The following is a 13,360-nucleotide window of genomic DNA, read 5'->3' on the forward strand; positions in this document are numbered from 1 at the left end:
GCCGTAGTAAGGAGGGCCCGAGATGGCCACGACCCTGCCCGTACCGATCGAGTTCGAACTGCCGGAAGGCTGGCGCGCCGCACAGCCGGATGAAGTCGGCGCACCGGGCGCGGCGTTCGTCGCGCTGCATCCCCAACCGGATGCCGGATTCACCGCGAACATCACGATCGATGGCGAGTACCGGCCGGACGCGGCGACGCTGTCCGAGATCGCCCACGAGTCCGTAGAGCGCTTGAGCCAGGCCGCCGCGTCGATCGTGGTCACCGGACGCCGCGAGATCGGCTCCGCGGACGCGCCCGGTTTCACGCAGGCGCTGGCCCTCTCGGCCGTCGTCGGCGGCGTACTCCGCGACCTCGTCCAGTCCCAGGTGTACCTGTCCATGCTGGACCTCGCCGATCCGCGCAAGCGGGCGGTGATCCGCCTGGTCCTGACAGCCACCGCGTCCCAACACCCCGCCGTCCTGGACGACTTCCAGGACTTCGTGCGCACAGTCCGCCCGGACACCGACGCGGCCTCGTAGCGCGTCCCACGGAAGCGGCAGATCTTGCACCGACAATCCGACTCTTCATAGGTTGATTTCATGGGACTCTTCGACAAGCTGACCGGAACCAAGCGCCCCGCCGACGGTGTCGCCCCGCGATCCGCCGCCGAGGTCCATGCTGCTCTGCTCGGCCTCAACCGCCCTGACGTCCCGTACGTCATCAGGGACGGCCGTGAGGAAGGCGCCGACCTGGTGGCCGAGTGGCGCATCCTGGACCCGGCCTGGCAGACCTTCTTCGTCCGCACCCAGGTGAGTCGGGCGTTCCAGGTCCGTATGCGCCTGGTCCCGGAGAAGAACGAAGTCCGCTGTCTCGACCAGCAGTACGAGGTCACGTGGGACGGCGACACCCCGAGGCTGGCCATCGCGGCCGAGGCCCAACGTGGCCAGGTGCAGACGGTCTCAAAGCGCTGGACGCTCGGCGGGGGCGAAGACGGTGGCCTCGAAGCGACCGAGACGTTCAGCTTCGACAGCTCCGACCTGAAGAACCCCCTGCAGGACACCGTCCTGGGCGCGGGATGGACCTGGCGCGGAGTCATCACCGGCAAGCTGTGAGGCCCGACGGGTGATGGTTCACGAGCGCGGACACCGGCGACCGCACGACGGGTCCTCCTCTTGGGAGCCATTTGGGAGCCGAATCGCTCCCGGAACCCCTCCCAGACCACCCGAGACCACCACACCCCAACGCCCTGACCAAGCAAAACAGCAAACAAGCCGGTGTCGATCTTGATCGAACCCCATTCGGGACGAAGAGGTCGTGGGTTCAAATCCCGCCACCCCGACAGAGAAACACCAGGTCAGGGCCACCTACTTCCGTAGTAGGTGGCCCTGATTTGTTGGTGAGTGTCTATCGCTTCGGGTCGGCCTTGAAGATGCCGTCCATCGCGACGGCTCCGGTCTGGATCACCGGGCGCCGCCGCGGCGGCGGATTCCATGGAGTCACCGCCGCCGCTTCCGGCGACACAGGTGTCCGCTTACCTGCGCAACCTACCTCCGCGGCGCTTGCTGCAAGATCGGGGCTGAGGGACGGCCGGAGATGCGGGCCGATGGCTCTGCATGCTCATTGCTCGCTGCGGAGCTTGTCGAGCTGCCGCCGCAGCCGGTCGGCGAAGCCGACCTCTGACCGAGGTCATGGCCCGCCTCCGACACGATCGGCCCGTGTTCCACTCCGAAGCGGATCTGCAGCACAGCTTCGCGCGGGTGCTGTGGGACCTGGCACCCGCGATCCAGTCCAGGTTGGAAGTGCGCCAGCACATGTCGGATACGAACCGCGCTGAGCACCTCGACCTGCTGTGCATCGGCCCCTCGGCCCGTACGGCTGTCGAGTTCAAGTACTTCAAGGCCAGATGGACCGGCACAATCGGGCCCCTGAAAGAGGAGTACGCGTTGACGTCGCACGCAGCCACCGACCTCGGCCGACTGGGCTTCGTCTCCGACATCGCCAGGCTGGAGCGGTTCGGCGACCGCCCCGACCAGAACGGCCTGGCGCTTCTCATCACCAATGAAGGTCGCTGTGGACACCGCCGCCGTCGCAGGCAATGCGGAAGACGACTTCCGCATCCACGACGGACGCACGCTCGCCGGCGAGCTCCTCCGGGCCCAAGGCGACTACAAACCTAACGCTCGGACCTTGCAGGACACCTATCCCCTCAACTGGCAGCCGTACTCAAAGCAATGAGGAGCTTCGGGGAGAGTTCCAGTACCTAGCCGTCTTCATCGAACGTGGATCGCCCGACCGGGAGCAGGGCGCCTCGCAGAGGCGTTAGGAAGCGACGCCACGGGTTCGGCATACCGGGCCCGTATTCCACTGCTGCGGTAGGACTCCAGGCCCTCCTCCGTCATCTTCGCGAACAGCACGGGCGGGAGGGTGAAGGTGGTGCCGGGCCAGTACCGCGTACAGGTGGATGAGGCTCATCGCCGTACGCAGAGCCAGCGCGGCGGCCTCCGGGTCGGCAGACGGGCTGCAAACCCCGGGATGTTGCAGCCCGTCTGCGACGCCGACCCTTGTAGGTCGCCGGCGCCGAAGGCGACTCGATCCGGTTAGGAACGCGGCCTTCGCCAAGAACGACCCTTCACCGTCGTCACTTTCGGCGCTCGCGGCTGAGTAATGCGCTTGGTCGCTATCGCCCCTGCCTAGACGGGCGTTGTTGCAGTTCAGGCGCATTCGCACCCGATCTGGTGAAGTCCTTCATTCGTACGAGCTAGATCAACTACTACCAAGAGTAAGGAGTGGAACGCTCTACGTGTGCACAACTCATCCAGTGCTCGGGCATCGCGCCCTCAGAAGGAGTTGCCCCATGAGCGTTCGCCGTTCCCTGCCGGCCGTCCTCGGTGCCGTAGCCCTCATCCTCGGACTGACCACATCCGCCGCGCCGTCAGCGGCCGCCGACCCCTGCGGGTTCTACGAGACCTCCAGTGACGCGTACTACAACCACTGCACAAGCGACGGCTCGCACGTGATCATCGAAGTGGAAGTATGGGGTCCCAACTACGAGCGATGCGTGGGCCCTGGCATCACCTGGCTGGGATCGGCTGGCCAAATCGACGGCGCGGCGTACGTCGGGCGCACTTGCTGACCTCTGGTTACAGGCGTCCCAACTGGCGGCTCCGGTCACGGACGGCTGCAACACCCCCATGATGTTGCAGCCGTCGGCGAAGCAGACCCCAACTCCCGCCACCCCGACGCTCATCAAAGGCCACTGACTCACGTGAGCCGGTGGCCTTTGGCGTTCCCCCCGGACTTGAACGGGGGCCTTGCTGCCCACCGCGAGTTCGCCCTGGGCCCGTCAGTCGTCGAGGAACGCGAGGTCGAGTCGGCGCAGGCGCTCGGGGTCGGCGAGGATGTCGATTTCTACGATCCTTCCGTCCGTGACCGTGAAGGCCATGACCGAGAGCGGCTGTCCGTCGGGAGCCGTGACGAGTCCCGCGACGCCGTTCACCAGGGCCGGCTTGGCGAAGGCGGCGAACCTGGAGAAGAGCAGGGCCTGCGAGGCCACCGCCTGGGCACCGCGGACCCGCTTCGACACGCCCAGCGGCAGAGTGCCGTAGTCCGCGCGGAGCAGGACGTCCGGGTCGAGGACGGCGACCAGGGCGTCGAAGTCGCCGCCGCGCGAGGCGGCGAGGAAGGCGTCGACGACCTCGCGCTGGCGGGAGAGGTCGGCCTCGGGGACCGGGGCCGATCCCTGGACCCGGCGGCGGGCCCGGCTCGCGAGTTGCCTGGCCGCCGTCGGGGTGCGGTCCACGATCGTGGCGATGTCGTCGAAGGGCACGGCGAACATGTCGTGGAGTACGAAGGCGAGCCGTTCGGCAGGGGCGAGCGTGTCGAGTACGACGAGCAGTGCCAGGCCGACCGAGTCCGCCAGCAGCGCTTCCTGCTCGGGCTCGATTCCGTCGGCGCGGCTCACGACTGGGTCAGGCACGTACACGTCAAGGGGATCTTCGCGCCGTGATCTGCGCGAGCGCAGCATGTCCAGGCACACCCGCCCGACGACCGTCGTCAGCCATGCGCTCAGGTTGTTCACGTCGCCGGTGTCGGAACGGCTCAGCCGCAGCCACGCCTCCTGGACAGCGTCGTCCGCCTCGCTCAGCGAGCCCAGCATCCGGTACGCCACCGCCCGCAGGTCGGTGCGGTTGGCCTCGAAGCGCTCCGCCAGCCAGTCGTTCTCGTCCATCGGTCACGTTCCCCTCGTCTTGGTCCGTCATACCAATGACGGACGAGACCGAGCCGATGTGACGAGAAGAAGCAATGAGGTGCGGATGAGACGGGAAAGTGCAGGTGGGACGGATGAGGTCGGCATACGGGGGATCACGGGAACCAGGGCCTGCGGCCGCTCGTTGCCCTCGTGGGCAAAGGAATCGTCAAGAGGCGCGGCCCGCGCCGGATTGCGCAGGGGATTTCCATGGGTGTCAGCCTTTCCAAGGGCGGCAATGTCTCGCTCACCAAGGAGGCCCCGGGCCTGACCGCGGTCGTCGTGGGCCTGGGCTGGGATGTACGCAGCACCACCGGGACCGACTTCGACCTCGACGCCAGCGCGCTGCTGGTCGACGCCAACGGCAAGGTCGTGTCCGACCAGCACTTCGTGTTCTTCAACAACCTCAAGAGCCCGGACGGTTCCGTCGAGCACACCGGTGACAACCTCACGGGCGAGGGCGAGGGCGACGACGAGCAGATCAAGGTCAACCTCGCCGGCGTGCTGCCCGAGGTCGACAAGATCGTGTTCCCGGTCTCGATCCACGAGGGTGAGAGCCGTCAGCAGTCCTTCGGCCAGGTGCGTAACGCGTTCATCCGCGTCATCAACCAGGCCGGCGGCGCCGAGCTCGCGCGCTACGACCTGAGCGAGGACGCCTCGACCGAGACCGCGATGGTCTTCGGCGAGCTCTACCGCAACGGCGCGGAGTGGAAGTTCCGCGCGGTCGGCCAGGGTTACGCCTCGGGGCTGCGCGGCATCGCGCAGGACTTCGGCGTCAACATCTGATCCGCCGATAGCCGTTCCGTCCGGCTCATCCGGCTCATCCGGCTCGTCCGGCTGTTCAAGGGTCTGATCCTCGGTGAGGGTCAGACCCTTGGCGCGTCTCAGCTCACGTACGCCCCCGCACGGGCGGCGGATTCGGCCGCTGCGGCAGCCCGGTCCGCGACGGCGGCGTCGAGCGGGTCGCCGCTGACCAGGAGGCGGAAGCAGAGCGGGGCCGAGACCGCGCGGATCACTTCGTCTGCGTCCGTGCCCGCGGGGAGTTCGCCGCGGGCGACGGCCGCGTCGACGCACGGGGCCCACTCCTTGATCCGGGTCGCGTGGAAGCGGTGCAGGGCATGCGCGGTGCGCTCGTCGCAGCCCGCGGCGGCGATGACGTCCTTGAAGAGCGGGCCCTGGCGGGAGTCGGTGAGGGTACGGGTCACAAGGCGGGCGTTGGCCTTGAGGTCCTCGGTCAGGGAACCGGTTTCCGTACGCGGCTGGGTCTGTTCGGCCATGTCCGCCAGCAGATCGGCGATCAGGCTGGTGGTGGTGCCCCAGCGGCGGTAGAGGGTCGTCTTGCCCACCTCCGCGCGACGGGCGACATCTGCGAGGTCGAGCCGGTGGAAGCCGTGCTCGACCAGGGCGTCGCCCGCGGCCTGCAGGACGGACGCCCGGACGCGTGCAGTGCGGCCGCCGGGGCGTACGGTGCCGGGGGTGCCCGGGTCCGTATTCTCGGAAGTCATAGCGTCACGTTAACGGAACCTCGGGTCCGTTAGATGCTCTCCTCTCGACCTCTCCCTCGAACTCGTCTCCGCAGCTGAGAACGATCACCGATCATGGACAGCATGCCGACTGACACACCGACTGACCGTGACGCCGCGGCGGCCCTGCCGGACGTGGAGCTGCTGTGGTCCGGGCGGGTCGCCGACCACGCCCCGGACGCCGTCGCCCACCGGCACCTCCTCGACGCCGAGGAGTCCGCGCGCCTTGACGCCTTCCTCCGGGACGCTGACCGGGACGCCTACGCCGTGGCGCATGTCGCGCTGCGCCGGCTGCTCGGCGAGCGGCTCGGGCAGGCCCCGGAGGCGGTCACGCTGTCGCGCGAACCCTGCGCCCACTGCGGCGGCCCGCACGGGCGGCCCGTCGTACCCGGCAACGCCGTGCACTTCTCGCTGTCGCACACCAGCGGCCTGGTGATGATCGCCCTGGCCGGGGCGCCGGTCGGCGTCGACGTCGAGGGCGTCCCCGACCCCGACACGGTCGCCGACGTCGCCTCCCAGCTGCACCCTCGGGAGCGTACGGAACTGGCGGCGCTGCCGGCGGCGCAGCTCCCCGCCGCGTTCACCCGCTGCTGGACCCGCAAGGAAGCCCTGTTGAAGGCGACCGGCGTCGGTCTGAGCGAGGACCTGTCCCTCACCTATGTGGGGGCCGGGCCCCAACCGGCCGCGAACTCGGACTGGTTGCTGGCCGACCTGCCCACTGACCCCGGCTATACGGCAGCCATCGCCGTACGCCTCACCGGGCCCGGCGCCACGTCGTACTAGCCGGGCACGTTTTCGTAGGCCTCGGCCTTGACCCACTCCGGACTCTGCCCGTTCGTCCGGGCCGTCCTGGAGACTGGGGGTATGGAGTTCGTCGTTTTCATGACCCTCCCGGGGCTGGTGATCCTGCTCGTCGTCATAGCCATCGGTGACCAACTGCTGCGTGCGACGGGCCGGGGGCGGCGGCAGGGGCAGGTGTCCGCGACCGGGTTCGAGCAGCTGCACGCCACGTTCTCGCAGGGCAAACAGAACGAGCTCAAGGAACGACAGAGCTCGCTCGTGATGCGGGACGACGAGGAGGACGGCGCGCCGCCGCACCGCTCCACGGTCGACCTCAGGAGTGGCACCGCGGTGATCCGGCTGCCGTCCTCGTCTCAGTAGCGCGCGACCAAGTGCTCGCGGCCCGACGGTGGTTCGTACGCCTCGGGCCAGAAGTCCGTGATCGCGGTGATCCGGCCCTCCTCGTCGCCAGTGAAGAAGGTGATCGCGTACATCTCCTCCAGCCCCACGACGGCGTGTACCCAGGTCACGACCTGGTCGCCGTCGGCGACGATGCGCTGGACGCGTATGTGCCAGTCGCCGGGGTACTCCCGGTTGAACTGGAGGTACTTCTCCTTGCCGTGAATCCGCTCGCGGGTCTGCGGCAGGTCGTAGAGCACGTCCTCGCCGAGCGTGGACGCGAACGCGGCCCAGTCGCGTGCCTCCGCAGCCGTCCAGTAGCTCTCAACTGTCTTGCGCAGTTCGGTCATACGGGAAGTGTGCAACGCGCCACTGACAATCGGCCCTGCACCGGCGCTGATCAGGCCTTTCGATGCTCAGGCCTTTCGATGCCCAGGCCTTCGCCGCTCAGGCCTTCGAGGCACGCAGCGAGTACATCAGCGGGATCCGCGGGCGGTCGGCCGGGAAGCGGTAGTAGCCGTCGTCGTGGCGCGTGAGCGGGCTGAAGCGTTCGAACAGCGAGATGTCGTGCTCGTGCAGGAAGTCCAGGCGCAGGCCCGCGGCGATCAGCGCCGAGACGACCTCGCCGAGCGGGTGCTGCCATTGGACGCTGCGGTTGTGGACGGTCGCGGCGTCGAAGTCGGCGTACGTGCCGGGCGTCTGGTCGATCCACGCGTCGCGCGCGAAGTAGTCGTTGACGATCCGCGAGCCAGTCGCGTCGTCCAGGACGTCGGTGAGCGGATGGAACTCGGCAAGATAGAGGAAACCGCCGGGCGCGACGAGGGACGCGGCGGTCTCGGCCCAGCGGGTGATGTCCGGCAGCCAGTTCAGCGCGCCGACGCCGGTGTAGACGATGTCGTACGAGGAGTCGGGGACGGCTTCGGCGGCGTCGTAGACATCGGCCGCGACGAACGCCGCGCGGTCCGGGCCGAGTCCGAGGTCCGCGGCCAGACCGCGGGCCGTCTCGACGGCCGACTCAGAGAAGTCCAGGCCCACGACGTGCGCGGCGCCGCGGCGGGCCCAGCACAAGGTGTCGAGGCCGATGTGGCACTGAAGGTGGAGGAGCGTGCGGCCGGTGACGTCACCGACCTCGGCGACCTCGAAGTCGCGCAGGACGTCCTTGCCCGAGCGGAAGGCGTCCAGGTCGTAGTAGTCGCTCGCCACATGTATCGGAACGCGTTCGTCCCAGCGGGAGCGGTTGGCCTCGCGCCAGTCCCCGGGGGTCGGAGAGTACATGCAGACGAAGTTATCCACAGGCTGCGGACGACGCGAACGGATTGTCGGGGGTCCGGCGCAGAATGGGGTCATGACTGAGATCACTGACTCCACGCCGGAGCTGCCCGGCACGCCCGAGCTGCCCGGCATGGCGGACTGGGAGAAGCGCTTCCGTGCGCCGCGCGTCTCCCTGCCCGACTGGGCGGAGGACGCGCCGCACCGCTCGCTCTTCGTGTCGAATGCCACCGGGACGTATGAGCTGTATGCCTGGGACCGGGCGACCGGCGAGCAACGGCAGGCGACGGACCGGCCGAACGGCACGACGGACGGGGTGCTCTCGCCCGACGGCTCGTCGATCTGGTGGTTCTCGGACAGCGACGGGGACGAGTTCGGGGTGTGGATGCGGCAGCCCTTCGGCGGCGGGGAGGACGAGCCCGCGGCGCCCGGGCTTGAGCCTTCGTACCCTGCGGGGCTGGCGATCGGCCGGGACGGCACCTCGGTGGTCGGCCGGTCGACCGACGAGGGCGGCACGACGATCCATGTCGTACGGGCCGGCGCGGAGCCGGTCGAGATATACCGGCACCGGCAATCGGCCGGGGTCGGCGACCTGTCGCACGACGGGACGCTGATCGCGATCGAGCACACCGAGCACGGCGACGCGATGCACTCGGCGCTGCGGGTGGTGCGCCTTGGGGGCACCTCCCACGCCGAAGGCTGTGGGGGAAGTTCGGCGGTGGCCGAGCTGGACGATACGAAGGGGGGCACAAAGGAACTGGGGCTGGAGGTCCTCGGCTTCGCTCCGGTGGACGGCGACACCCGGCTGCTGATCGGGCATCAGCGGCGCGGCCGCTGGGAGCCGATGATCTGGGACGTTGCGTCGGGAGAGGAGACGGACCTCGCGATCGACCTGCCGGGCGATGTGAGCGCCGAGTGGTATCCGGACGGCTCCGGCCTGCTGGTCGCGCACAGCTTCGAGGCACGCGGCGAGCTGTGGCGGTACGACCTGGCGACGCGTGCCCTGGTGCGCATAGAGACACCGGCCGGTTCGGTCTCGGGCGCGACGGCCCGGCCGGACGGGGAGGTGGAGTATCTGTGGTCCTCGGCCGCGCTGCCGCCGCAGGTGCGCTCGACGGCGGGCGGGGTGGTGCTCGATCCTCCGGGGATGAAGGCGCCCGAGTCGGTGCCGGTGGAGGACGCCTGGGTGGAGGGGCCGGGGGGCCGTATCCATGCGCTGGTGCAGAAGCCGGCGGGGGCGACGGGTCCGCTGCCGACCGTCTTCGAGATCCACGGCGGCCCGACCTGGCACGACAGCGACGCCTTCGCGGCGGGCCCGGCGGCATGGATCGACCACGGATATGCGGTGGTGCGGGTCAACTACCGCGGTTCGACGGGGTACGGACGGGAGTGGACGGACGCGCTCAAGCACCGGGTCGGGCTGATCGAGTTGGAGGACATCGCGGCGGTCCGGAAGTGGGCGGTGGGCTCCGGGCTCGCGGACCCGGAGAAGCTGATCCTGGCGGGCGGCTCCTGGGGCGGCTATCTGACCCTGCTCGGCCTGGGCACCCAGCCCGAGGCGTGGGCGCTGGGGCTGGCGGCGGTTCCGGTCGCGGACTACGTCACGGCTTACCACGACGAGATGGAGGCCCTGAAAGCGATGGACCGCACCCTGTTGGGCGGCACCCCGGAGGAGGTGCCTGATCGGTTCGAGGCCTCGTCGCCGCTGACGTATGTGGACGCGGTGCGGGCCCCGGTCTACATCTCGGCGGGGGTCAACGACCCGCGCTGCCCGATCCGCCAGGTCGAGAACTATGTGGACCGGCTGGCGGCGCGCGGCGCGGTGCACGAGGTGTACCGGTACGACGCGGGGCACGGCTCGCTGGTGGTGGAGGAGCGGATCAAGCAGGTGCGGCTGGAGATCGCCTTCGCGGCGGAGCACCTGGGGCAGGGGGCGAACCTGAGCTAGGGACACTGCGCGGAGGAGGCAGCGCCGGGGGTGCTCTCGGCGCGCGGGTCGGGGAGCTGGCGCCCTGGTCCAGGGAGGCGACGCCGGGACCGGAGGGCGGCCCCAAGGACCCGAGGGCCGCCCCGGGACCCGGAGGTGGCCCCGGGACCCGGAGGTGGCGCCAGGACCCGGAGGCGGCCCCGGGACGGGGAGACGACGCCAGGACCGGGATCCCGGCCCCGGAACGGGGAGGTCGTGCCGGGCAGGGGGGTGGGCCCGGGACCGGCGGCAGCCCCGAGACCCGGAGGTGGCGCCGGGACGGGGAGACGACGCCACGACGGGGAGGCGCCGCCAGGACCGGGCTCCCGGCCCCTTGGGCCGGGAGCTGGTGCCGGGCAGGGGGGTGGGCCGAGCGAACGCGGGCGCGTTCCGTACCGTGGGGGTGTGTACCGGTTCCTGCTGACTCCCCGCTGGTGGGGGATCAATATCTTCGTCGTGCTGGCGATCCCCTTCTGCGTCTTCATGGGCTCCTGGCAGCTCGGCAAGTTCGAGGACCGCGTCGCCACGCACGAGGAGGCCAAGCAGCAGCCCGCGCCGGGTGAGCAGAAGGCCGCGCCCCTCGACGAGCTGCTGCCCGTCGACAAGGAGACGTCGGGGCGGCAGGCGACGGCCACCGGGCGGTACGGCAAGCAATTCCTCGTCCCGGACCGGGAGTTGGACGGCGAGCGCGGCTCGTATGTGCTGACGCTGCTCAAGACCGACGGCGGCCGGACCCTGCCGGTGGTCCGCGGCTGGCTGCCCAAGGGCGAGCCGGCCCCGGCCGCGCCCGTCGGCCAGGTCACCGTGGCCGGGGCGCTGCAGGCCTCCGAGACTCCGGGCACGGACGGGGTGCACACGGCGGGCGGGCTGCCGAGCGGGCAGTTGGGGATGATCAGCGCGGCCTCGCTGGTGAACCTTGTGCCGGACGATGTGTACGACGCGTGGGTCACGCTGACCGATGCGGACAGCGGGCTGAAGGCTGTGCCCGCGGCCGCGCCCGAGGGTAGTGGGCTGGACCTCAAGGCGTTCCAGAACCTGGGTTACACCGGGGAGTGGTTCGTCTTCGCAGGCTTCGTGCTGTTCATGTGGTTCCGGCTGCTGCGACGCGAGGCGGAGGCGGCGCGGGACCGGCAGCTGGGGTTGGAGCCCGAGCCGGTGTAGCCGCCGGGTGCCCTCCCCCGGGGCCCGCCTCGGCAGCCCAGCCCCGCCGGCGCGCCCCTCACTGTGCGTTCAGGACGCCCGTGCGGTAGATCGTGCCCGAGCACGCGTTGGGGATCGTCGTCTCCGCGCTCGGCGCGCCCGGCTCAGCCGTGTGGGTCACCGAGACGCTGCCGTCCGCCGTGCCACCGCCGTCCTCGCTGCCGAGCTGGGGCTGGCTGTTGTCCGCGGTCGTGCCCGTGCCGGTGCTCGCGGAGGGGGTCGGGTCGGGCGAGGCACCGGTAGTCGGGCAGCTGTCCGTCGGGACCCAGGCGAACCTCACCTCGTACGCCGTGTCGGGCTTCAGCATCAGCGCGGCCGCCTCCTGGGAGGGGTCGGGCAGTCCGGTCGCCGGGTCGCCCGCGGTGTGATCGAGCACACTGATCTTGGCGGGGTCGGCCGCGCCCAGCGCCTGGAAGGCGACCGTGCCGTCGCCGCTGACCGCGCAATCGGTCTTGGAGACATTGGCGATGCGGAAGGTGCCGTACACCTTGCCGTCGGCGTCGGGCTTGGCCGCCTGCGCCGAGGTGACGCCGAGCTGGTCGGCGGCGCAGACCGGCGAGGTCACCGCAACGGTGCCCGGCGGGTTGACCACGCCGCCCGCCGCGCCGTCCGTGGCGCCGGAAGGCTTCTCCCCCGGTGTCTGGGTCGCGCCGCCCTGGTCCTGCCGGTTGCCCTGGCTGCCCGCGGAGAGATCGGCGGAGCCCGACTCGCCGCCCATGTCACCCGTCTCGGACCCGGTGCCGCCCTGCGCCTGTTCGCCGTGTCCGGCGTTGACGGGGCGGGCGTCGTCGCCGCCGCTGGAGTTCGCCACATGGACGAAGGCGGGAACCGCGGTGCCCATCAGCAGCGCCGCGGCAGCCATGCCGACGAGCGCCTGCCTTTTACGGGCGCGCCGCGCGGGCACCGCCCTTCGCAGATGGTCGAGGGCGCCGTCGGAAGGCGTGAGGTCCTCCACGGCACCTTGCAGCATCCGGCGCAGGGCCACTTCGTCCCCGCCAAGCCCTTCGCCAAGCTCCTCGGCAAGGCCTGCGCCAAGCTCCTCGGCAAGGCCCCCGCCAAGTCCCTCACCGGGCACCTGTCCGAGGCCGCCCAGCTCATTTTCCGGCCCGTTGTTCACAATTTCGTTCCCAGTCCGGTCGTCAAACGGCCCGTCCGGCCCGTACTGCTCAAACCTGTGCAATCCGTTCAATCTGTGCAACCTGTGCAACCTGTGCCACTTGTCCCTGTGCCCGCTCATGCCGTGGCCTCCATGGCGACACGCAGCGCCGCGATGCCCCGAGAGCCGTACGCCTTCACCGAGCCCAGGGAAATGCCCAGCGTCCCGGCGACCTGAGCCTCTGTCATATCGGCGAAGTACCGCAGCACCAGCACCTCTCGCTGGCGGCGCTGCAGTCCGCGCATGGCCTTGATCAGCGCGTCCCGCTCCAGTTGGTCATAGGCCCCCTCCTCCGCGCTCGCCATGTCCGGCATCGGCTTTGAGAGCAGCTTCAGCCCCAGGATGCGGCGGCGCAGCGCGGACCTCGACAGATTGACCACGGTCTGGCGCAGATAGGCCAGGGTCTTCTCCGGGTCCCGTACGCGGTTGCGTGCGGAGTGGACGCGTATGAACGCCTCCTGGACGACGTCCTCGCAGGAGGCCGTGTCGTCCAGCAGGAGGGCCGCGAGACCGAGCAGCGACCGGTAGTGAGCGCGGTAGGTCTCGGTGAGGTGATCGACGGTGGTGCCCGCAGCCATCGTGTCGTCAGCGCCCTCGCGCTGGGACGGTATGCGGGTGGTGCGGGGCGCGGGCATTGGGGCGATCACCGGCATGCCGCCGGGCGGGCGGGGCCTGCGGAGCGGGCGCACCGAAGCGCCACGGACCGGGACCACCCCTGTGATGTCGAGAACCTCTGCCACGCCTGTTGGACACGCTTCCCCCCGTCAGGGTTGTACGCGTACGCCACCGTTTTTGGCGGTGATCCATATGACCTCATGCGTACCCGCTCTTCCCCAATGC

Annotated in this window: 15 protein-coding genes and 1 pseudogene; 9 read left to right on the plus strand and 7 right to left on the minus strand. The window is 69.9% G+C overall.

The window, feature by feature from the left end; genetic code table 11:
* Positions 1–22 precede the first annotated feature (22 nt).
* From QFZ67_RS17570 to QFZ67_RS17580, 3 genes are all read left to right on the plus strand, one after another.
* Complete coding sequence (locus QFZ67_RS17570) at positions 23–520, plus strand: hypothetical protein (protein ID WP_307662029.1); 498 nt, start codon at positions 23–25, stop codon at positions 518–520.
* 60 nt (positions 521–580) lie between these two features.
* Positions 581–1,093, plus strand: a complete 513-nt coding sequence (locus QFZ67_RS17575) for a hypothetical protein (protein WP_307662030.1) — start codon at positions 581–583, stop codon at positions 1,091–1,093.
* Between the two features lie 958 nt (positions 1,094–2,051).
* Positions 2,052–2,216 carry a hypothetical protein gene (locus QFZ67_RS17580; RefSeq protein ID WP_307662031.1) on the plus strand — a complete coding sequence of 55 codons (165 nt, stop codon included), beginning with the start codon at positions 2,052–2,054 and terminating at the stop codon, positions 2,214–2,216.
* Positions 2,217–2,251: 35 nt separating this feature from the next.
* Here the strand turns inward: QFZ67_RS17580 and QFZ67_RS17585 are convergent.
* A pseudogene (locus QFZ67_RS17585) lies at positions 2,252–2,489 on the minus strand (hypothetical protein); the annotation flags it as partial.
* A 346-nt stretch (positions 2,490–2,835) separates the two neighbouring features.
* Here QFZ67_RS17585 and QFZ67_RS17590 point away from each other — a divergent pair.
* Positions 2,836–3,114: a DUF6355 family natural product biosynthesis protein gene (locus QFZ67_RS17590; RefSeq protein ID WP_307662032.1), complete on the plus strand. Its 279-nt coding sequence runs from the start codon at positions 2,836–2,838 to the stop codon at positions 3,112–3,114.
* Positions 3,115–3,324: 210 nt separating this feature from the next.
* On the opposite strand, the gene sigJ is transcribed toward QFZ67_RS17590, so the two are convergent.
* The gene (sigJ, locus tag QFZ67_RS17595; protein WP_307662033.1) at positions 3,325–4,209 is read right to left on the minus strand and encodes an RNA polymerase sigma factor SigJ; all 885 of its coding nucleotides are present in this window, start codon (positions 4,207–4,209) and stop codon (positions 3,325–3,327) included.
* 228 nt (positions 4,210–4,437) lie between these two features.
* Here sigJ and QFZ67_RS17600 point away from each other — a divergent pair, with 228 nt between their 5' ends.
* A complete protein-coding gene (locus QFZ67_RS17600) occupies positions 4,438–5,013 on the plus strand; it encodes a TerD family protein (RefSeq protein ID WP_307662034.1) in 576 nt (191 codons plus the stop codon).
* A 98-nt stretch (positions 5,014–5,111) separates the two neighbouring features.
* Here QFZ67_RS17600 and QFZ67_RS17605 read toward each other — a convergent pair whose 3' ends face one another.
* Positions 5,112–5,732: a TetR/AcrR family transcriptional regulator gene (locus tag QFZ67_RS17605; protein WP_307662035.1), complete on the minus strand. Its 621-nt coding sequence runs from the start codon at positions 5,730–5,732 to the stop codon at positions 5,112–5,114.
* Positions 5,733–5,834: 102 nt separating this feature from the next.
* Between QFZ67_RS17605 and QFZ67_RS17610 the strand changes: the two genes are divergently transcribed.
* Positions 5,835–6,533 carry a 4'-phosphopantetheinyl transferase superfamily protein gene (locus QFZ67_RS17610; protein ID WP_307662036.1) on the plus strand — a complete coding sequence of 233 codons (699 nt, stop codon included), beginning with the start codon at positions 5,835–5,837 and terminating at the stop codon, positions 6,531–6,533.
* Positions 6,534–6,614: 81 nt separating this feature from the next.
* Positions 6,615–6,911 (plus strand): DUF6191 domain-containing protein, encoded by a 297-nt coding sequence (locus tag QFZ67_RS17615; RefSeq protein WP_307662037.1) that lies wholly within the window; start codon positions 6,615–6,617, stop codon positions 6,909–6,911.
* On the opposite strand, the gene QFZ67_RS17620 is transcribed toward QFZ67_RS17615, so the two are convergent.
* On the minus strand, positions 6,905–7,279 hold the full coding sequence (locus tag QFZ67_RS17620; protein ID WP_307662038.1) for a nuclear transport factor 2 family protein: 375 nt from the start codon (positions 7,277–7,279) through the stop codon (positions 6,905–6,907). The genes QFZ67_RS17615 and QFZ67_RS17620 overlap by 7 nt on opposite strands.
* Positions 7,280–7,376: 97 nt before the next feature.
* Positions 7,377–8,204 carry a bifunctional 2-polyprenyl-6-hydroxyphenol methylase/3-demethylubiquinol 3-O-methyltransferase UbiG gene (locus QFZ67_RS17625; RefSeq protein WP_307662039.1) on the minus strand — a complete coding sequence of 276 codons (828 nt, stop codon included), beginning with the start codon at positions 8,202–8,204 and terminating at the stop codon, positions 7,377–7,379.
* A 127-nt stretch (positions 8,205–8,331) separates the two neighbouring features.
* On the opposite strand from QFZ67_RS17625, the gene QFZ67_RS17630 reads away from it, so the two are divergent.
* Both QFZ67_RS17630 and QFZ67_RS17635 read left to right on the plus strand, forming a co-directional pair.
* Positions 8,332–10,146: a prolyl oligopeptidase family serine peptidase gene (locus tag QFZ67_RS17630; protein ID WP_307665878.1), complete on the plus strand. Its 1,815-nt coding sequence runs from the start codon at positions 8,332–8,334 to the stop codon at positions 10,144–10,146.
* A 423-nt stretch (positions 10,147–10,569) separates the two neighbouring features.
* Positions 10,570–11,325, plus strand: coding sequence for an SURF1 family protein (locus QFZ67_RS17635; RefSeq protein ID WP_307662040.1), 756 nt, complete (start codon positions 10,570–10,572; stop codon positions 11,323–11,325).
* 58 nt (positions 11,326–11,383) lie between these two features.
* Here QFZ67_RS17635 and QFZ67_RS17640 read toward each other — a convergent pair whose 3' ends face one another.
* Complete coding sequence (locus QFZ67_RS17640) at positions 11,384–12,481, minus strand: hypothetical protein (protein ID WP_307662041.1); 1,098 nt, start codon at positions 12,479–12,481, stop codon at positions 11,384–11,386.
* Between the two features lie 116 nt (positions 12,482–12,597).
* Positions 12,598–13,260 carry a SigE family RNA polymerase sigma factor gene (locus QFZ67_RS17645; RefSeq protein WP_307662042.1) on the minus strand — a complete coding sequence of 221 codons (663 nt, stop codon included), beginning with the start codon at positions 13,258–13,260 and terminating at the stop codon, positions 12,598–12,600.
* Positions 13,261–13,360 lie beyond the last annotated feature (100 nt).

The sequence above is a fragment of the Streptomyces sp. V1I1 genome (assembly GCF_030817355.1).
In the GTDB taxonomy this organism is placed as follows: domain Bacteria; phylum Actinomycetota; class Actinomycetes; order Streptomycetales; family Streptomycetaceae; genus Streptomyces.